Annotated in this window: 17 protein-coding genes; 10 read left to right on the forward strand and 7 right to left on the reverse strand. The window is 72.3% G+C overall.

Annotated elements, in window-relative coordinates; translation table 11 throughout:
- A partial coding sequence (locus tag IG54_RS0113035; protein ID WP_030781852.1) for a diacylglycerol kinase family protein occupies window positions 1–509 on the reverse strand: 509 nt, incomplete at its 3' end.
- A gap of 193 nt (window positions 510–702) precedes the next feature.
- Here IG54_RS0113035 and IG54_RS0113040 point away from each other — a divergent pair.
- Together IG54_RS0113040 and IG54_RS0113045 are read left to right on the forward strand one after the other, a co-directional pair.
- Window positions 703–1,986, forward strand: coding sequence for an adenylosuccinate synthase (locus tag IG54_RS0113040; protein ID WP_030781854.1), 1,284 nt, complete (start codon window positions 703–705; stop codon window positions 1,984–1,986).
- A 135-nt stretch (window positions 1,987–2,121) separates the two neighbouring features.
- Window positions 2,122–4,914, forward strand: a complete 2,793-nt coding sequence (locus IG54_RS0113045; RefSeq protein WP_030781858.1) for a hypothetical protein — start codon at window positions 2,122–2,124, stop codon at window positions 4,912–4,914.
- Between the two features lie 15 nt (window positions 4,915–4,929).
- Here the strand turns inward: IG54_RS0113045 and IG54_RS0113050 are convergent, their stop codons facing one another.
- On the reverse strand, window positions 4,930–5,472 hold the full coding sequence (locus tag IG54_RS0113050; protein ID WP_234336145.1) for a hypothetical protein: 543 nt from the start codon (window positions 5,470–5,472) through the stop codon (window positions 4,930–4,932).
- 312 nt (window positions 5,473–5,784) lie between these two features.
- On the opposite strand from IG54_RS0113050, the gene IG54_RS0113055 reads away from it, so the two are divergent.
- From IG54_RS0113055 to IG54_RS0113065, 3 genes are all read left to right on the forward strand, one after another.
- Entirely contained in the window at window positions 5,785–6,573 is a 789-nt protein-coding gene (locus IG54_RS0113055; protein ID WP_051819483.1) for a hypothetical protein, read from the forward strand.
- A gap of 118 nt (window positions 6,574–6,691) precedes the next feature.
- On the forward strand, window positions 6,692–6,958 hold the full coding sequence (locus tag IG54_RS0113060) for a hypothetical protein (protein ID WP_051819484.1): 267 nt from the start codon (window positions 6,692–6,694) through the stop codon (window positions 6,956–6,958).
- A complete protein-coding gene (locus IG54_RS0113065; RefSeq protein WP_030781869.1) occupies window positions 6,955–7,368 on the forward strand; it encodes a hypothetical protein in 414 nt (137 codons plus the stop codon). Before IG54_RS0113060 ends, IG54_RS0113065 begins: the two co-directional genes overlap by 4 nt.
- Before the next feature lie 53 nt (window positions 7,369–7,421).
- On the opposite strand, the gene IG54_RS0113070 is transcribed toward IG54_RS0113065, so the two are convergent.
- The 3 genes from IG54_RS0113070 to IG54_RS0113080 form a co-directional block, all read right to left on the reverse strand.
- Window positions 7,422–9,350 carry a serine/threonine-protein kinase gene (locus IG54_RS0113070; RefSeq protein ID WP_030781873.1) on the reverse strand — a complete coding sequence of 643 codons (1,929 nt, stop codon included), beginning with the start codon at window positions 9,348–9,350 and terminating at the stop codon, window positions 7,422–7,424.
- An 80-nt stretch (window positions 9,351–9,430) separates the two neighbouring features.
- Complete coding sequence (locus IG54_RS0113075) at window positions 9,431–9,913, reverse strand: MarR family winged helix-turn-helix transcriptional regulator (RefSeq protein ID WP_030781875.1); 483 nt, start codon at window positions 9,911–9,913, stop codon at window positions 9,431–9,433.
- A 13-nt stretch (window positions 9,914–9,926) separates the two neighbouring features.
- Window positions 9,927–10,523, reverse strand: a complete 597-nt coding sequence (locus IG54_RS0113080) for a DJ-1/PfpI family protein (RefSeq protein ID WP_030781877.1) — start codon at window positions 10,521–10,523, stop codon at window positions 9,927–9,929.
- 200 nt (window positions 10,524–10,723) lie between these two features.
- On the opposite strand from IG54_RS0113080, the gene IG54_RS0113085 reads away from it, so the two are divergent.
- From IG54_RS0113085 to IG54_RS0113095, 3 genes are all read left to right on the forward strand, one after another.
- Window positions 10,724–11,041, forward strand: a complete 318-nt coding sequence (locus IG54_RS0113085) for a hypothetical protein (protein WP_030781880.1) — start codon at window positions 10,724–10,726, stop codon at window positions 11,039–11,041.
- 135 nt (window positions 11,042–11,176) lie between these two features.
- Window positions 11,177–11,833 carry a DUF4956 domain-containing protein gene (locus IG54_RS0113090; RefSeq protein ID WP_030781883.1) on the forward strand — a complete coding sequence of 219 codons (657 nt, stop codon included), beginning with the start codon at window positions 11,177–11,179 and terminating at the stop codon, window positions 11,831–11,833.
- A complete protein-coding gene (locus tag IG54_RS0113095) occupies window positions 11,830–12,636 on the forward strand; it encodes a VTC domain-containing protein (protein WP_030781885.1) in 807 nt (268 codons plus the stop codon). The genes IG54_RS0113090 and IG54_RS0113095 overlap by 4 nt, the downstream gene beginning before the upstream one ends.
- On the opposite strand, the gene IG54_RS0113100 is transcribed toward IG54_RS0113095, so the two are convergent.
- Together IG54_RS0113100 and IG54_RS0113105 are read right to left on the reverse strand one after the other, a co-directional pair.
- Window positions 12,575–13,909 carry a sensor histidine kinase gene (locus IG54_RS0113100; RefSeq protein WP_051819485.1) on the reverse strand — a complete coding sequence of 445 codons (1,335 nt, stop codon included), beginning with the start codon at window positions 13,907–13,909 and terminating at the stop codon, window positions 12,575–12,577. The genes IG54_RS0113095 and IG54_RS0113100 overlap by 62 nt on opposite strands.
- Window positions 13,909–14,607, reverse strand: a complete 699-nt coding sequence (locus IG54_RS0113105; RefSeq protein WP_030781890.1) for a response regulator transcription factor — start codon at window positions 14,605–14,607, stop codon at window positions 13,909–13,911. Before IG54_RS0113105 ends, IG54_RS0113100 begins: the two co-directional genes overlap by 1 nt.
- Window positions 14,608–14,696: 89 nt before the next feature.
- Here IG54_RS0113105 and IG54_RS0113110 point away from each other — a divergent pair, with 89 nt between their 5' ends.
- Complete coding sequence (locus IG54_RS0113110) at window positions 14,697–15,176, forward strand: hypothetical protein (protein WP_030781893.1); 480 nt, start codon at window positions 14,697–14,699, stop codon at window positions 15,174–15,176.
- A 216-nt stretch (window positions 15,177–15,392) separates the two neighbouring features.
- Window positions 15,393–16,751, forward strand: a complete 1,359-nt coding sequence (locus IG54_RS0113115) for an aspartate aminotransferase family protein (RefSeq protein WP_030781896.1) — start codon at window positions 15,393–15,395, stop codon at window positions 16,749–16,751.
- Window positions 16,752–16,845 lie beyond the last annotated feature (94 nt).

Here is a 16,845-nt window from a genome sequence, read left to right on the forward strand (position 1 = left end):
GCCCAGGACCCCCCGAATCCCCCGAATCCGCCGAGCCCCCCGGCAGCCCCAGAGGCCCCGGAAGCTCCCGCCCCCACTCCCCCCGAAGGGATCCGGAGGTCCCTCAACACCACCCCGTCACTGTCATCGACCAGCAGATCCATCCGCCGCTCGACCCCCTCAAGCACCGCCCGCGACGCCGCGACCGCCCCCGCGGGCACCCCGAGCGACCGCGCCAGCGACTGCGCGGCCCCTACCGGGACGAGGGAGAGCGCGGTCCCGCCGAGGACCCGCTCCCGGTGCAGCGCGGCCACCGCCCGCAGCAGCGCCCGGTCGTCGCCGATCACCACGAGCCGCCGCGCACCCCTCCTGGCCAGGGCTTTCGTGAAGTCCTCGGGGCTGTCCGGCAGGCACACCCGCACCGCCGCCCCCGCGCCGAGCACATCCCTCGCGATCCGTACCGACTCGCCGTCCGTGAGCCGGGCCACCGGGTCGATGACGACAAGGAGCTGGTCGCGAGCCGACACCATGCGCCCTTTCTTTTAGCCGTTCTTTGAGACCTCGGGTAGCATCTTTGTGCAAGAGCCCCTTGCGCTATTGCGCCAGGGGCTTCGTCTATTCCGGGGCAGCATCCAAGGCACACCCAGGCCGTACACGCCACTCCCACGCGGGGGCGACGGCCCCTGACCTTGGACATGCCCCGCCCGGAAGGGGTGTACGCCTGTGCCCGCACTTGTGCTGCTCGGTGCTCAGTGGGGTGACGAAGGCAAGGGAAAGGCCACCGACCTGCTCGGTGGCTCGGTGGACTATGTAGTGCGCTACCAGGGCGGCAACAACGCCGGCCACACGGTTGTCGTAGGCGACCAGAAGTACGCGCTGCACCTCCTCCCTTCCGGGATTCTCTCCCCGGACTGTGTCCCGGTCATCGGCAACGGAGTCGTCGTCGACCCGTCGGTCCTGCTCTCCGAGCTGAGCGGTCTGAACGAGCGCGGCGTCGACACGTCGAAGCTGCTGATCAGCGGTAACGCGCACATCATCACGCCGTACAACGTGACCGTCGACAAGGTGACGGAACGCTTCCTCGGCAAGAGGAAGATCGGCACGACCGGGCGCGGTATCGGCCCGACGTACGCCGACAAGATCAACCGCACCGGCATCCGCGTGCAGGACCTCTACGACGAGTCGATCCTCCAGCAGAAGGTCGAAGCGGCGCTGGAGATCAAGAACCAGCTGCTCACCAAGCTCTACAACCGCCGCGCGATCGAGGCGGAGCAGATCGTGGAGCAGCTCCTGGAGCACGGCGAGAACATCAAGCAGTACGTCGCCGACACCACCCTGATCCTCAACAACGCGCTCGACGACGACAAGGTCGTCCTCTTCGAGGGCGGCCAGGGCACGCTCCTGGACGTGGACCACGGCACGTACCCCTTCGTCACCTCCTCGAACCCGACCGCGGGCGGCGCCTGCACGGGTACGGGCGTGGGCCCGACGAAGATCAGCCGGGTCATCGGCATCCTCAAGGCGTACACGACCCGCGTCGGCGCGGGCCCGTTCCCGACGGAGCTGTTCGACCAGGACGGCGAGGACCTGCGCCGCATCGGCGGCGAGCGCGGTGTCACCACCGGCCGTGACCGCCGCTGCGGCTGGTTCGACGCCCCGATCGCCCGTTACGCCACCCGCGTGAACGGCCTGACGGACTTCTTCCTCACCAAGCTCGACGTCCTCACCGGCTGGGAGCAGATCCCCGTCTGCGTCGCGTACGAGATCGACGGCAAGCGCGTCGAGGAACTCCCGTACAGCCAGACCGACTTCCACCACGCGAAGCCGATCTACGAAATGCTGCCGGGCTGGTCCGAGGACATCACCAAGGCCCAGACCTTCTCCGACCTGCCGAAGAACGCGCAGGGTTACGTGAAGGCCCTGGAGGAGATGTCCGGCGCCCCGATCTCCGCGATCGGCGTGGGCCCCGGCCGCACGGAGACGATCGAGATCAACTCCTTCGTCTAGGCAGTTCATCAGTTCACGTTCAAAGAGCAAGCGCCTTCGACCGGTTTCCTCCGGTCGAGGGCGCTTGTCGTTCTCCGTTCCCAACTCCCCTTCAGGAGTGGATACTTACTGCCACTTTTCGGGGGGAGGGGTGACATGGGTTTCCCGAACGCCGCGGGGGCGACGGACTTCCTGCGGGCATTTCGCGCGGTGGTTTACCCGAGCGACTGGAGGTCACTGAACGAGAAGGCGTTTCCGCCGGTCCTGCTGCGCACGGGCGGTGCGGGAGAGGGGGCGGCGCAGCGGTCGGCCCGGGTCCTGGACGCGCTGGAGAACTCGCTGAGGCTGCCGGACTGCCGTGCGGTCCCCTACGCCAGGCCGCAGCGCCCACCGGCGGCGACCCCTGGCTCGGCGCTGCTGACGCTCCGGATCGGCGCCGAACTGCCCCGGGACCCGCTCAAGCGCACGGGCAGGCTGAAACTGCGCGACTTCCAGCTCGTCGCGGAGCTGGTCGAGGGGGCCAGGAGGCTCGCCGAGCAGGACCGCGCGGAGCTGTCGGACCAGGAGTTACAGGACCGGCTGGTGGGCCGGGCGCTGCGGGACGACCTGTACGCGCGGCGGGCCCAGGATCCCGACGGCGTGCCGCACACCCTCGCGCAGCCGCCGCCCGAGGGCATGAACGTCGTCCTCGCCCTGATCCTGCGGGTGCTGGCGCGGCCCCTCTTCTACCGGCTGCCCCGGCGCCTGTGGGCGTGGCGGTGGAAGCGGCGGCTCCTCACGTCACGCCGGTACGGCTGGTACCGCAGGTGGCTGAACCTCGCGCACACCCACGGGTCGTTCTTCGACCGGGTCTCCGAAGTCCTGACGGCCCAGTCGACGGCGTTGCGGGGCAATGAACAGGACCGGCAGAACGCGCTGCTGGAAATGGAGAAGCTGCTGCTGCGCGCCCTGATGGCGGACCTCCACCGGGCGCGTTCCGGCCGGTGGGGGCCGTGGAAGCGGCGCCGCAGGACCCGCCGGGTCATCCTGCTCGATCTGCCGGCGGCCTCGGCGCCCGGCGGCCAGGACGCCGTGCGGTTCCTCCAGGCGTACCGCAGCGTGTGCCGGGCGCCCGGCGCCTCGTCGCTGTGTCTGATCGGCGCGGGGCTGCCCGACGGCTATCCGGAGGTCGCCGGGCAGCGCTGGCACCTGGAGCAGACCGAGGGGCTCGCGGCCGTGGCGCAGTACTTGCGCGCGTCGGCGCCGGGGGACGAGCGGGAGGGCGATCCGAGACTCCTGCAACCCGCTCTGGACGACGACGCCTTCAGGGGGGTCGGCCTGGCCGTCGCCCCGCTGCATCCGGCGGTGCCGCCCATCGGCCCCCGCGCGGAGAGCGCGCTGGCGGTCGCTCTCGCGGTGCTGCTCGCCGCGGTGCCCATCCCGTTCCTGCCGCTGTCCCCGCGGGATTCCTCTCCGGACACGCACTGCCTGGACGGAAGCGTCGCGGACGACACCGTCGAGCCGGAGCCGCTGCGCAACGTCGCGCTGGAGCGGGGCGGACTGCGCAAGGAGAACGACAAGGCCGCGTACGACGCCGTGGTCCGGCAGATCGAGGGCCTGAAGAACAAGCAGTCGAACAACCAGCGGGCACGGGCCGCCGAGAAGGACGGCTTCACCGTGCGCAAGGTCGTCTACCTGGGTTCCTCGGTGAGTGCCGACCCCGGGCGGGGTGAGTTCAACGGCGCCGTCGCCGAACTCCGCGGGGTATGGCTGGCCCAGACGCGGCTGAACGGCGAGGCCGCGCAGGACCCCCAGAAGGAGAAGGTGCAGCTGGTCGTCGATGTGCGGGACACCGGCAAGGACTTCGAGAACGCGGCGAAGGAGGCGGCCGAGGTCGTCGCCGAGGCCCGCAGGAACGCCAAGCACCACGACCACCGGACCATCATCGGCGTGGTCGGGTTCGCCGAGAGCCGCGACCGCACCCAGAGCGCGGCCCGGATCCTCAACGAGGGCAGGGTGCCGGTGCTGAGTACGACGGCCACCGCCGACGCGATGCAGAAGGCGGGCCCGTACTACCGTCCGCTGGCGCCCAGCAACGAGCGGGAGAGCCGGATCGCGGCGCAGTTCGCGCGCAGCGGCAGCGTCGTCGAGGAGACGGACGACGCCCGGAAGACGACCGATTACTGCGACACCGCGAAGCAGGCGGTCGTGGTGAAGGACCCCCGCGACCTCTACAGCGACGAGATCGGGTCGAAGTTCGTCAAGCACTTCACCGGGGCGACCCACACGATCGAGTACCCGGGTGGCGCCGCCAACGGCATGGACACCGCCAAGCGGATCTGCGCGTTCCGAAAGGAGGAGCGGCGCACGGTCGTGTACTGGGCCTCACGTGTGGAGAGCTTCAACACGTTCCTGGACAACTACACCAACACCGGCTGCGCGTACCAGACCCTGACGGTCATCGGCGGCAACGAACTCACCAACGCGGCGATGGCGGGCGAGTACAACTTCGCCCACGACTGGCTGCGGCTCTACCACACGGCCCACATCCTGCCCGTGGGGCACGAGGAGATGAACGGGGAGGCGCGGCGGTTCGCCGCCAACTACTCGTACTACGCCGGGGAGAACGACCCCTGGCGCAGCGACGGGCACGGCCCGCTGGGCTTCGACGCCCTGCGGGTCCTGGGCAGGGCCGCCGATGACGCGAACGCCAGCGTCAGGAACGAGGTGACGGCATCGGCCGTCAAGTCGAAACTGGACAACGAACTGCGCCTCGAAGGGGCCAGCGGCGCGATCCACTACCGGGAGGGCAATGTGGGCTCCAGGCCCCCGGTCGACAAGGGCTTCGTCATCGAGAGGTACACCAGGGACGGCCCGAGCCTGGTGCTGCACTGCGGCACCTTCAGCCTGAACAAACCCAGCGTCGAGACGTGGGGGCCGAACGACCTCTCCTGCCCCAAGGACCAGTAGTGCGGCCGGGTATTACTACGCGTCCTGCCGCCGACGCCGGTAGTAGGCGAACGTGAGTACCAGGAGCAGCGGCCCCCACAGATTCATCAGCCCGCTCACGGTCATCGCGAGGACGTCCCAGCCCTCGGCGTAGGGCCAGCCGCTCGGGCCCTGGGTGAGGGCGGTTACCAGCCAGGCGATGGCGAGCGCGGTGAAGAGCAGCCCGCCGAGGGTCGCCGGGACGATCACGGCGGCGGGCGGGATGCGGCGGCCGCCGATGCGGGGCACCCAGGAGGGGACGACCTCGCCCCAGCCGCGTACGAGCCCGAAGCTCAGCAGCGCGGCGATCTCCGAGAGCACGCTGAGCCCGAAGACGTACGGGATGTTGAACCACGCCGGGTCCAGGGTCTCCCCGCCCATCCCGTAACCGAAGGCGATGGGCAGCCGCCACACGCAGACCGGGAGCGCGACCAGGGGTATGGCGTGGGCGACCCGGACGGTCCAGGCGGGGGCCAGGTGGGCGGTGCGGGTGAGGGTGCGGGTGGGGGCGGGGGCGGCGTGCGCGGCTGCTGTGTTCATGCCTCCAGCCTCGCCGCGATCCCGGCGCGGTGGATCACCTCCGGGGCCGGTCCTTCTCCCCCGCGCGGGGGAGCGCTGCTCGGCCCAGCGGCGTGGACCGCCGCGTGGACACCCTGCTGCTGCGCGCCGCGCTTAACTCGCACGAGTGAAGATGATGAACGCGAGCTGCTGAAACGGGAGTTAAGACTTGCGCGCGTCGCTTTGCAGGGGCATAGAGTCGCCGCCAACAGCGCGGCCGGTCGGCGGCGCAAAGAAGTTGCCCCCACGGTGCGGGAACACCTGGGGGCTCGACACCCGGAGCAAGACCTCCAGATGCGTATCCATCGTACGACGCCCACGCGCGCGTTCTCCAGCTTCGCCAACTCTCTTCTCCGCGACAGGTCCATCTCCTGGTGCGCGGCAGGCGTACTGATGTACCTCCTCAGCCTCCCGAACGACGCCCGTGCCACGGTCCGTTCGCTCGCGGAGCAGCGCAAGGAAGGGCGTATGCGGGTCGCCGCCGCCCTGCGTGAGCTGGAGGAATCCCGCTACTTGCGGCGCGCGGTCCACAAGGACCCCGAGTCCGGCCGGCTCTTCACCGTCTACGAGGTCTTCGATACCCCGTACGACGAGACGCCCCCGGAGGGTGACGGGGAAAAAGTTCAAAACCTGGCTCCCGGCGAGTCGGCCTCCGGGGCGGCGGGCGCTCTCCCTTCGGGAGAAAAGACCAGGGAAGAAAAACCTCCCTCCCCCGAACCGCCGGGTGCGGCGGCGCAGTTGCTGGCCTCCCTCGGGAGGCGCGAACCGCGGCTCGCGATCGGCGCCGCCGAGGCCGCGCGCCTCGCGCCGCTCGTCGAGGAGTGGTGGGCGGTCGGCGCGAGTGACGCGGCGGTGCGGGCCGCGCTGACGCAGGGGCTGCCGCCGCGCGTGTACTCGGCCGCCGCCCTGCTCAAGGACCGGCTGCGCCGGAAGCTGCCGGCTCCACCGCCCCCGCCCCGGCCGCCTCGCGAGGGCGAGGAGAGGCGGGCGCCGGGCCAGCAGGGGTTCGTCGCGGCGGCGCTGCGGGGCGGGGCGGCGGCGAGGGCCGCGTTGCGGGGATCCGCTCTGCCCTCGCCCGCCTGACGGCAGGCCTCAGACTCCCGGCCCGCACCCGCGAGGCCGGGTCCTTCGAAAGAAACGGAGTGCCGAGACCATCGCACTCGAACGCCCAGAAACGGTATACCGCCGGTATACTGTCGTCATGGCTGACACCACGATCAAGGTCGACCCCGCCGTCCGCGACCGCCTCATGGAGCTGGCGCGCGAGCGCGGGATGACCATGCGCGATCTGGTCGCGCAGCTGGCCGGGGCCACGCCCACCAAGGAGGAGCAGCGGCGGCGGTACGAGGAGACGAAGGCGTACGTCGAGGAGCACTTCCTCGGCGGGCCCTACACCGAAGAGGACGAGAAGGCGGGCGAGCAGCTCTGGGCCGACCTTGAGGCCGGGCGCATCGGGGAGGTCCAGTGAAGAAGGACAAGTACCCGCTGCCGCGCGCCGTCATCTTCGACGACACCGCCGCGCTGGCGCTCGGAGCGGGCAACAGGATGGCGTCCCGGCTCGTGGTCGAGGCCGAGAAGGACCCCGCCCTCAGGGTCTGCGTACCCGCCCTGGCGCTCGCGGCCGCCGAGCGTGACCGCGCCGGGGTCGCCGAGCACGTCGGATCACTGCCGTCCGTCGACATCACGGAGCTGGACTTCGCGGGCGCCGCGGCGGTCGGCAAGCAGCTGCGGATCGACGGCGCGGCGGACTGGGGCGGGGCACATGCCCTGCACCTCGCGCTGCCGTCGGCCGAGTGGCCGCGCGGCCGCCCGGTGCTGACCAGGGCGCCGCACCGCTACCGGGGTACGGGCATCAGGACGCTGCGGATCGAGGGCTGAGGGACGGCGGTGCGGGGCCACCCGGCGCTGACCAGGGCCCCGTACCGCCGCGCTCATCCCGACCTGTCGTACGTCAACTCACCCGTACCGTCCGTGTTCGCGCGGCGCAGCTTGCCGTTGCCGAGGATCGTCACGACGCTCGCCTTGCCCGGCGTGCAGGCCGACATGGGCTCGCCGACCGTGATCTCGGTCGGACCGATGTGCAGCCGTTCCTCGGAGGCGGACTCCAGCTTGCCCTCGAAGACGCAGCGGTAGGTGCCGCCGTCCTCGCTCGGGCCCTCGGCCACCAGGGACAGCGCGGTCTCGCCGGTCTCGCCCTGCTGGAGAGTGAGCCGGCGCGTGTGGTGGCCGAACTTGTTGTCGAGGCCGCCGCTCCATGTGCCCAGGTACTTGTCCGGCACGGTGCCCTCCTCGTCGGTGGAGGGGCTCGGGTCCGGACTCGTCGGGCCCGTGGACGGCGAGCTGCTGCCGGGAGTGCGCGGGGCGCTGCTCGCGGAGTTCTTGGCGTCGTCGCCCTTCTTCTCGCTGCCCTCGCCGTTCATGACGGCGTAGACCGTGCCGCCCGCCCCGATGGCCACTATCAACGCGACGGCGACGAGCGCGGCGGTCGAACGCCCGCTGCGGCGCGACGGTTCGGGCGGCGGCGTGGGCAGAGGGGTGTACATGCCGGGCCCGTACGGGGGAGTGGGGCCGTAGCCGGGCGGCGCCTGGTGGGGGTAGCCGTAGGCGGCGGGCTGGGGGTGCTGTTGCGGGTGCTGGGGATAGCCGTACGAGGGGGCGCCGGGCGGCGGTGCGGGCGGCGGGGCCTGAGCGGAGACCATCGTGGGGAGGTGGTTCAGGGGGGCGGCACCGGGAGCGCCGGGGGGAGGCGGGGTGGGGCTGCCGTCGGGAGCGGCCGAGCCGGAAGCGGCGGCGTCGGGAGCAGCGGCGTCGGGAGCGGCCGCGCCCGCGTCCGAGGAACCCGAGCCCGAGGAACCATTGACTGCCGCCCCGCCCTCGGCGGCGGCCCCGGCGGCTCCAGCCGCGTCCGCGCTCCCACCCGCCGCCGCGCCCGGCTCATCGGGATCCTCCGCGTCCAGCAACTGCACCGCGTGCCGCCCCAGCTGGGCGACCAGCGCGCCCGGCAGCCAGGGGTCGACCGTGGTGCCGCCCGCGCTGAGGGTGTCCTGCGCCCCGGTCCGCTCCAGGACGTCGTCCAGGGTGGGCCGCGACGCCGGGTCCTTGCGCAGGCAGAGCGCGATCAGCTCGGCCAGGTTCTCCGGGAGGCCCTCCAGGTCGGGCTCCTCCTGCGCGATGCGGAACATCAGGGCGTGCACCCCGCTGTTGGCCGTACCGAAGGGCAGCGCGCCGGACGCCGCGTACGCCAGGACGGAGCCGAGGCAGAACACGTCGCACGCCGGGGTGATGCGGTCCCCGCGCACCTGCTCGGGCGCCATGAAACCGGGCGAGCCGACGAGCGCGCCGGTGCGGGTGAGGCCGCCGTCGGTGACCGTCTCCAGCGCGCGGGCGATGCCGAAGTCGATGACGCGGGGTCCGTCGATGGTGACGAGCACGTTCGACGGCTTGAGGTCGCGGTGGACGATGCCCGCCGCGTGGATGTCCTTGAGGGCGTTGGCGAGCCCGGCCGCGAGGATGTTCACGGACCGCTCGGGCAGCGGCCCGTGGTCGCGCGAGACGACGGTCTGGAGCGAGGGCCCCGCCACGTACCCCGTCGCGACCCACGGAATCACCGCCTCGGTGTCCGCGTCCAGGACGGGCGCCGTCCACGCGCCGCCGACCCGCCGCGCGGCCCGCACCTCCTGCCGGAAGCGGTTCCTGAACTCGTCCTGTTCCGCCAGCTCCTGGCGGACCAGCTTGACCGCGACCGTGCGCCCCCTGCCCGACCGAGCGAGGTACACCTCTCCCATGCCGCCCGCGCCGAGCCGCGCCAGCAGCCGATACGCGCCGATCCGCTGCGGATCCCCGGGCCCGAGCTTTTCCATCGCCGCACCGACCTCCCCCATGTGGTGTGCAACAGGGTGAGGATAGTGCGGAGCCAGGACAGCGGCGCCCACCCCACCCTCTACGGTTCCGTAACGGGTTCCGCATCCGGGCCGGCCACCGCGTCCAGCGCCTCGGACAGGCGTTCCAAAGCCCTTACGGTATGGGCGAATTCGTCCTCGCCGAGCGCCGCCGCGAGCCATCCGGCGAGTTCCGCGTGGCCCGGATCGATCTTCGCCACGGCCGCCCTGCCCCGGCCCGTGGGGCGCAGCAGCTTGGCGCGGCGGTGCGCGGGGTTCGGTACGTACTCGGCGAGGCCCTCGCGTACGAGGATGTCCGCCACGCGCTGCACGCTCTGCCGTGTGATGCCCATCGCGCGGGCCACCCCCGCCACCGGCAGCGGCTCGCGCAGCACGGCGCCGAGCACCTGCCACCAGGCGGCGGTCAGGCCCGCGGGCCTTGCCAGCTCCTCGGAGCGTGCGAGGAACTGCCCGTTCAGCCGGAAGACGGTCAGCGCCGCCCGGCTGAGCAGCTCCTGCGGGGCGCGGCGTGCGGAGTCGGTCATCGTTCCGCCCCGCTCACGAGTTCAGCGTCTCGTACGCCGCCGGGTCCGAGTCGTGGAAGAGGCGGTACCACGCGTCGAGCTTCTCGCCCTCGAAGACGTCGCCGAGCCGCCCGAAGACCTCCCGCGCGAACGCGACCGGTTCGGTCGGGCCCGCCGTGATCAGGTCGCCGTCGGTGACCGCGTCCGCCTCGACGTACCGCTCGCCGCCCTTGTAGCCCGAGGCCGCCAGATACATCGCCGCGCCGCTGGTGTGCGTCCGGTCGTCGAGCAGCCCCTCGCGGGCGATACCCGCCGTGGCCCCGCAGATCGCGGCGACCGGCACCCCCGCGTCGAGGAACGCGCGGGCCGTGCGGGCGAACGGCGCGAGGTCGTCGCTGGTGTCCCACAGGTCGGCGCCCGGCAGGATCAGCAACGAGCTGTCCTCGGGGCGCAGTTCGGCGAGCGACAGCTCGGGCTGGACGCGCAGGCCGCCGATGGAGGTGACCGGGGCGGCCGAGGGGCCGACCGTGCGGATCTCGTAGCCGACGCGGGCGAGCCACGCCGTGGTGTGGCCGGTCTCCCAGTCGGCGAAGGTGTCGTAGACGGCGAGGTGTACGGGCTTGCGGGACATCAGGGCCTCCGTTGGCTGTGTGTCGTGCCGTTCCGCGTGCGAGTTGCGTGCGACGTGCGTGCCGTGCTCTGTGTACGTAAGCATGCTGTCAAAAGGACAGCATGCTGTCAAGAGGGTTTGGGTGAGCGCAATGTGCTGGCCTTCACCCCACTGGGTGCTCCCCGCTGTCGCGGAGGCGGGGGTGGGCGGAGGTTGGGCGCATGAACACCACACTCAAAGCCGCCTTCATCGCCGGCGTCCTGGCCGTCACCGCTCTCGGTGCGGCGGGCACGGCGGGCGCCTCGATCCAGGATCCCCTTCCCCCGGTTACTGAAAACGGCGCCGCGAGCCTCGCGGATGCGCCCCTCGGCACGACGCTCGGTGATCCGCTCGCCAATGGCCTGTCCAACGCAGTCGACCCCAGCGGGGCCACCAACGGAGTGTCCCCGCCCCCCAGCGACCTGTCCGCCGCCGCGGCCCTCCCCGACCTGCCCGACTCTGACGGCCTAGTCGCCCTGCCCAACAATCTCGACGACTAAGCCCATCCGTAGGACCAAGCCGTCCCCCGCGACGGCCCCGCCCCGGCGGGGCCATCGTCACGCCCGGCCCTCACCCGAGCAGGCTTAACGCCCGGCAGAGGCGCCCTTAACCCGCCGCTCCCTAGCGTCCCGGCCATGGACAGCACACTGAACCTCAGCGCCCTCGGCGCCCACCTGGGGCTCGACCTGGCCGCCGTCTCGGTCCTGACCTTCGGCGTCTTCTATCCGCGGCACCGCAGGCGCGAGCTGGTCCCGGCGTACCTCGCCCTGAACGTCGCCCTGTTCGCCGTGGTCGCCGGGCTCGGGACCGTCGGTGGTGACGGCGGTCTCGCCCTCGGCTTCGGGCTCTTCGGGGTGCTCTCGATCGTGCGGCTGCGCTCCGACGCGCTCCAGCACCAGGAAGTCGCGTACTACTTCATCACCCTCGTACTCGGCCTCCTCTGCGGACTTCCCGCGCTCGGCCTGCCGGTGGCGGCGCTGCTCTCCGGTGTGCTGCTCGTGGTGATGTACGGCGCCGACCACCCGCGGCTCTTCGCGCGCGACCGGCGCGCGGTCGTCACGCTCGACGCCGTGTACCGCGAGGAGGGCACGCTCCGGGCCGAGCTGGCGCGGCGCCTCGGGGAGCCGCTGGGATGGACCGTCCAGGAGGTGGATTACGTACGCGACCTCATGGTCCTGGAAGTCCGCTTCCGCCAGCCGGAACCTTCGGTGCGGCGCGGGGAGTTGTCGATACGACGACGCACGACCCGGTCCCGCACGATCGCCCCCAGCCACCCGAAGGAGACCGTGTGAACCCCGCCATACGCGCCATCGGCCGCGCCGCGCTCGCCGCCCATCCCATCGCCCTGGACGAGGTGAACGCGCGCGCGGAGCTGCTCGCCCGCTACGACAACAGCTACCTCGTACCCGTGGAGATCTTCGAGGACCTCGCCGCGCTGCTGACCGACCCGCGCAGGGCCCACGGACCCTTCCGGGCGCTGAGCATCGGCGGGAAGCGCTGGTTCCGGTACCACTCGACGTACTACGACACCCCTGAGCTGGGCACCTTCCACGATCACCGGCAGGGCCGGCGGCTGCGCTACCGCATCCGTGAGCGCGTCTACCAGGACAGTGGCGAGCGCCAGTTCGAGATCAAGCTGAAGAGCGGGCGCGGCGAGACCGTCAAGCACCGGCAGCGGCTCGAAGGCGACGACCACGCCCTGGACGAGGCGCGGCGGGGCTTCCTCGCCGGTGTGCTGCGGGGCTCGTACGGCATCGAGGCCCCGGAGGGCCTCACCGCCTCGCTCGTGACCGACTACCAGCGGGCGACCTTCGTGGCCGACGGACAGCGCGTCACGTGCGACGCGGGTCTGGTCGTACGGGACACCGCGACCGGCCGGACGGCCGCCGCCGACAGCGGGCTCGTCCTCGTCGAGACCAAGACCAAGGGGCATCTGACCGAGGCCGACCGGGTGCTGCACCGGTTCGGGGTGCGCGCCGCGGAGTTCACCAAGTACTGCGGGGGGTACGCGGCGGTCCGGCCCGAGCTGGGGATCAACCGCTGGGCGCGCTCGGTGCGGACGGCGTTCCCCCGGCAGGTACGGGCGGGAACGTGAGCGTGACGCGCGCGCCCTCGGGTGTGCTCGCCGTCTCGAAGCGGCCGCCGGCCTCATCGGCGGTGCGCCGGGCGATGTCCAGGCCGAGCCCCGTGGAACCGGCGCCGCTCGTGCCGCGCCCGGACGCCGTCGCGCCGGGAAATCCGGGGCCCTCGTCCGCGACGGTCAGCTTTGCCCCACGGCCCGGGGCCGGGGCCGTGCCGACCTCGATGGAGAACGCCGTGCCCTGAGGCGTGTGGTCCAGGACGTTCCCTATCAACGCGTCGAGCGCCGCGACGAGTTCGTCCTCGGGTACGGGGACCAGGACCTGACGGTCGGGCGTCGTGGTGCGGGTGGCGCGGTTCTGGTCCTCCGCCAACGGCTGCCAGAACGCCGCGCGTTCGCGCGCCACCGCCGCCAGATCCGCGCGCGGCGCCTCGCGCAGCGGCCGCCTCGCCTTGCGGATCACGTCGTCGACGCTGTGCTCCAGCGCGGTGACGTCCGCCGCGATGCGGTGGGCCTCGTCCGGGTCCCGCAGGGTCTCCGCGTCCAGGCGCAGGGCGGCCAGCGGGGTGCGCAGCCGGTGGGCGAGGTCGGCGGCGTTCTCCCGCTCGGCCGCGAGCAGCGTGTCGATGCGGGCCGCGAGACGGTTCAGCTCGCCCGCGACCAGGCGCAGTTCGGGTGGGCCCTCCGGGGTCGCCCGAGCCGTCAGGTCACCGGCGGCCAGGCGGTCCGCGGTGCGGGCGAGGCGCCGGGTCGCCCCGACGAGCCGTGCCCCCAGGCGGTCGGCCAGGAGCAGACCGAGGAGTACGAGACCCACGCCGATGCCGGCCAGGACGAGCCAGGAAGCGAGCGTGCCCGCGTACAACTGGCGCTCGGTGAGCGTCACTTGGACGACGGCCGTGCCGTTCTTCGCGCCCTGCACCGGCACCAGGACCAGGCGTCCGCCGGACTCGGGCTCGTAGGTGAAGGCGCGGCCGGTGCGGGCGAGGCGGACCGGGGCGGTCTCCTGGTGCGCGCGCGGCCCGATGACCGTGCCGTCCGCGAGGATCAGCGAAGTGGCGGGCAGATCCTTGCCGTTGACGCTCTCCACCGTCTGCTCGGCGGTCTCCCGCTCGCCCGCCGTGGCCAGGGCGGGGCCCAGGGCGTGGGCCACCCACTGGGCCCGCGCGGTCGCCTCGGCCGTGGCGCGGTCGGCCGCGTGGGTGCGGGTGAGGAGGGTGAGGGGGACGAGGAGGGCGGTGAGGACCAGGGCGGTGGTGGCCGCGGTCAGCAGGAGCAGGCTGCGGCGCATCAGCCCGTGCCTTCGGGCTGCTCCGGTGCTGTGAGCTTGACGCCCACCGTGCGGACCGTGTGGAGGTAGCGCGGGTGCTGGGCCGTCTCGCCGAGCTTGCGACGCAGCCAGGAGAGGTGGACGTCCACGGTCTTGTCGGCCCCGCCCAGGGGCTGCTGCCAGACCTCGGCGAGGAGTTCGCGGCGGGATACGACCTGTCCGGGGCGGCGGGCGAGATGGGCGAGGAGGTCGAACTCGCGGGGCGTCAGGTCGATGGGCGTGCCGTCCAGGGTGACCTCGCGGGAGCCAGGGTCGACGCGGAGCCCGCCGACGCGCAGTGGTTCCTCCGTCTCCGTCACGCCGAGGCGGCGTAGGACCGCCTTGACGCGGGCGTCCAGCTGGGCCGCTCCGAAAGGCTTGACGATGTAGTCGTCCGCCCCGGCCTCCAGGACCGTGACCATCTCCGGTTCGTCGTCGCGGGCGGTGGCCACGATGACGGGGACGTCGCTGACCGCGCGCAGCATCCGCAGCACCTGCGCCCCGTCGACGTCCGGCAGCCCCAGGTCGAGGACGACCAGGTCGGGACGGCTGGTGACGACCGCGTCAAGCCCCGCCATGCCGCTGGGCGCGGTCGCCACCGCGTGCCCCTTGTCGCGCAGCGCCCGCACCAGGGCGCCGCGGAGCTGGGGGTCGTCCTCGACGACGAGAAGGTGCGCCATACAACCACCGTAGTCAGGGGCATTGGCCGGGGTTTAACCGGGCGTTAGGCAACGATGCGGCACAGTGGCGGAATGAGGGAAGCGGCGGGATGAGGAAGTGGCGGAGCGCCGCGGTGACGGCGGCGTGGGTGGCCGTCGGTACGGCGGCGGGGGCGCTGGGTGCCTGGCAGTTGGCCGGTGCGGACAGCGGGGGCGGTGCGGCGCACAGCCGTCCGCTGGACGAGGCGGCGGTGCGTGAGGCGCTGGCCAGGGCGAGCCCCTCACGGCCCCCGAGTGCGGCGCCCTCGCCCGAACGCTCCCCCGACGCCTCTCCTGAACGCTCTACGGTCCGCTTCACCGGCGGCGCGGCGACGGCGGAGTGCCGCTCCGACGGCACGGTCAGGCTCGTCTCCTGGAGCCCCGCGGACGGCTTCCACATCGACGACGACGTGGAGCGGGGCCCGGCGGCGGTCGCCCGCCTGGAGGCGGAGCCGGGCGACGACGACGAGCGGGAAGACCTCGCCTACGAGATCCGCTGCACGGCGCAGGGCCCTCGGGCGAGGGTGGCCCCGGACAGCGACGAGGACTGACCCCGCCAGTTCCTCACCTGCGGCCCGCCCCCCATTGCGCGCGCGGGGCACGTACGAGCGCCCCGTCAGGGGCGCGGGGAACGGCGCGAGCAACCACGACGGGCCGGCAGATCTCCAGCTGAGGCCCCCCGGCCAGACAGAGTGTCGGGTTCCGCCCCCCACGCCCGACAAGACGCCCATACCCTGTCCACTCCGCGGACACTTACCCTCGGCCGCATGACCCCTCAGCCGAACCCGCAGCTCGGCGCCGCCGTGAAGGCCGCGGACCGCGCACATGTCTTCCACTCCTGGTCCGCACAGGAGCTGATCGATCCGCCGGCCGTCGCCGGCGCCGAAGGCTCGTATTTCTGGGACTACGACGGCAACCGCTACCTCGACTTCACCAGCGGCCTCGTCTTCACCAACATCGGATACCAGCACCCCAAGGTCGTCGCCGCGATACAGGAGCAGGCGGCGACGATGACCACGTTCGCGCCCGCCTTCGCCGTGGAGGCCCGCTCGGAGGCCGCACGCCTCATCGCCGAGCGGACCCCCGGCGACCTGGACAAGATCTTCTTCACCAACGCGGGCGCCGACGCCGTCGAGCACGCCGTCCGCATGGCCCGTCTGCACACGGGCCGTACGAAGGTCCTCTCCGCGTACCGCTCGTACCACGGCGGCACCCAGCAGGCGATCAACCTCACCGGCGACCCGCGCCGCTGGGCCTCCGACAGCGGCTCGGCGGGCGTCGTCCGCTTCTGGGCGCCGTTCCTGTACCGCTCGCGCTTCTACGCGCAGAACGAGCGGCAGGAGTGCGAACGGGCCCTCCAGCACCTGGAGGACACCATCGTCTTCGAGGGGCCGCAGACCGTCGCCGCGATCATCCTGGAGACGATCCCCGGCACCGCGGGCATCATGACGCCGCCGCCCGGCTACCTCGCGGGCGTCCGCGCACTCTGCGACCGGTACGGCATCGTCTTCATCCTCGACGAGGTCATGGCGGGCTTCGGACGTACCGGCAAGTGGTTCGCCGTGGACCACTTCGAGGGCGTCGTACCGGACCTGATGACCTTCGCCAAGGGCGTGAACTCCGGTTACGTCCCCCTGGGCGGCGTAGCGATCTCCGGCGCCGTCGCCGAGACCTTCGCCCGGCGCCCCTACCCGGGCGGACTCACGTACTCCGGCCACCCGCTGGCCTGCGCCGCCGCCGTCGCGACGATCAACGTCATGGAGGAGGAGGGCGTCGTCGAGAACGCGGCCCGCCTGGGCGCGGACGTGATCGGCCCCGGTCTGGCCGACCTCGCCGAGCGGCACCCGAGCGTGGGCGAGGTGCGGGGCCTCGGCATGTTCTGGGCGCTGGAGCTGGTGAGGAGCAGGGAGACGCGGGAGCCGCTGGTGCCGTACAACGCCTCGGGCGAGGCGAACGCCCCGATGGCGGCGTTCGGCGCCGCGGCGAAGAAGCACGGCCTGTGGCCGTTCATCAACATGAACCGCACGCACGTGGTGCCGCCGTGCACCATCACGGAGGCGGAGGCGAAGGAGGGCCTCGCGGCACTGGACGCGGCCCTCACCGAGGCCGACGCCCACGTCGCCTGACCCCGCACCTGCCAGGAGGCCCAAGGCCCCGGCTCCCCCTCGGGGGCCGGGGCTCCACGCGCGCCGGCCGGAACTCACCGCGGCGCGCAGCCCC

It is taken from the genome of Streptomyces sp. NRRL S-920, assembly GCF_000717945.1.
GTDB lineage: Bacteria > Actinomycetota > Actinomycetes > Streptomycetales > Streptomycetaceae > Streptomyces > Streptomyces alboniger.

What these genes read in the sequence shown, in the direction of transcription:
- IG54_RS0113045 (WP_030781858.1), top strand. Translation starts at nt 2,122, where the DNA reads ATGGGTTTCCCGAACGCCGCGGGGGCGACGGACTTCCTGCGGGCATTT.
- IG54_RS0113050 (WP_234336145.1), bottom strand. Translation starts at nt 5,472, where the DNA reads ATGAACACAGCAGCCGCGCACGCCGCCCCCGCCCCCACCCGCACCCTC.
- IG54_RS0113055 (WP_051819483.1), top strand. Translation starts at nt 5,785, where the DNA reads ATGCGTATCCATCGTACGACGCCCACGCGCGCGTTCTCCAGCTTCGCC.
- IG54_RS0113060 (WP_051819484.1), top strand. Translation starts at nt 6,692, where the DNA reads ATGGCTGACACCACGATCAAGGTCGACCCCGCCGTCCGCGACCGCCTC.
- IG54_RS0113070 (WP_030781873.1), bottom strand. Translation starts at nt 9,350, where the DNA reads ATGGAAAAGCTCGGGCCCGGGGATCCGCAGCGGATCGGCGCGTATCGG.
- IG54_RS0113075 (WP_030781875.1), bottom strand. Translation starts at nt 9,913, where the DNA reads ATGACCGACTCCGCACGCCGCGCCCCGCAGGAGCTGCTCAGCCGGGCG.
- IG54_RS0113080 (WP_030781877.1), bottom strand. Translation starts at nt 10,523, where the DNA reads ATGTCCCGCAAGCCCGTACACCTCGCCGTCTACGACACCTTCGCCGAC.
- IG54_RS0113085 (WP_030781880.1), top strand. Translation starts at nt 10,724, where the DNA reads ATGAACACCACACTCAAAGCCGCCTTCATCGCCGGCGTCCTGGCCGTC.
- IG54_RS0113090 (WP_030781883.1), top strand. Translation starts at nt 11,177, where the DNA reads ATGGACAGCACACTGAACCTCAGCGCCCTCGGCGCCCACCTGGGGCTC.
- IG54_RS0113100 (WP_051819485.1), bottom strand. Translation starts at nt 13,909, where the DNA reads ATGCGCCGCAGCCTGCTCCTGCTGACCGCGGCCACCACCGCCCTGGTC.
- IG54_RS0113105 (WP_030781890.1), bottom strand. Translation starts at nt 14,607, where the DNA reads ATGGCGCACCTTCTCGTCGTCGAGGACGACCCCCAGCTCCGCGGCGCC.
- IG54_RS0113110 (WP_030781893.1), top strand. Translation starts at nt 14,697, where the DNA reads ATGAGGAAGTGGCGGAGCGCCGCGGTGACGGCGGCGTGGGTGGCCGTC.
- IG54_RS0113115 (WP_030781896.1), top strand. Translation starts at nt 15,393, where the DNA reads ATGACCCCTCAGCCGAACCCGCAGCTCGGCGCCGCCGTGAAGGCCGCG.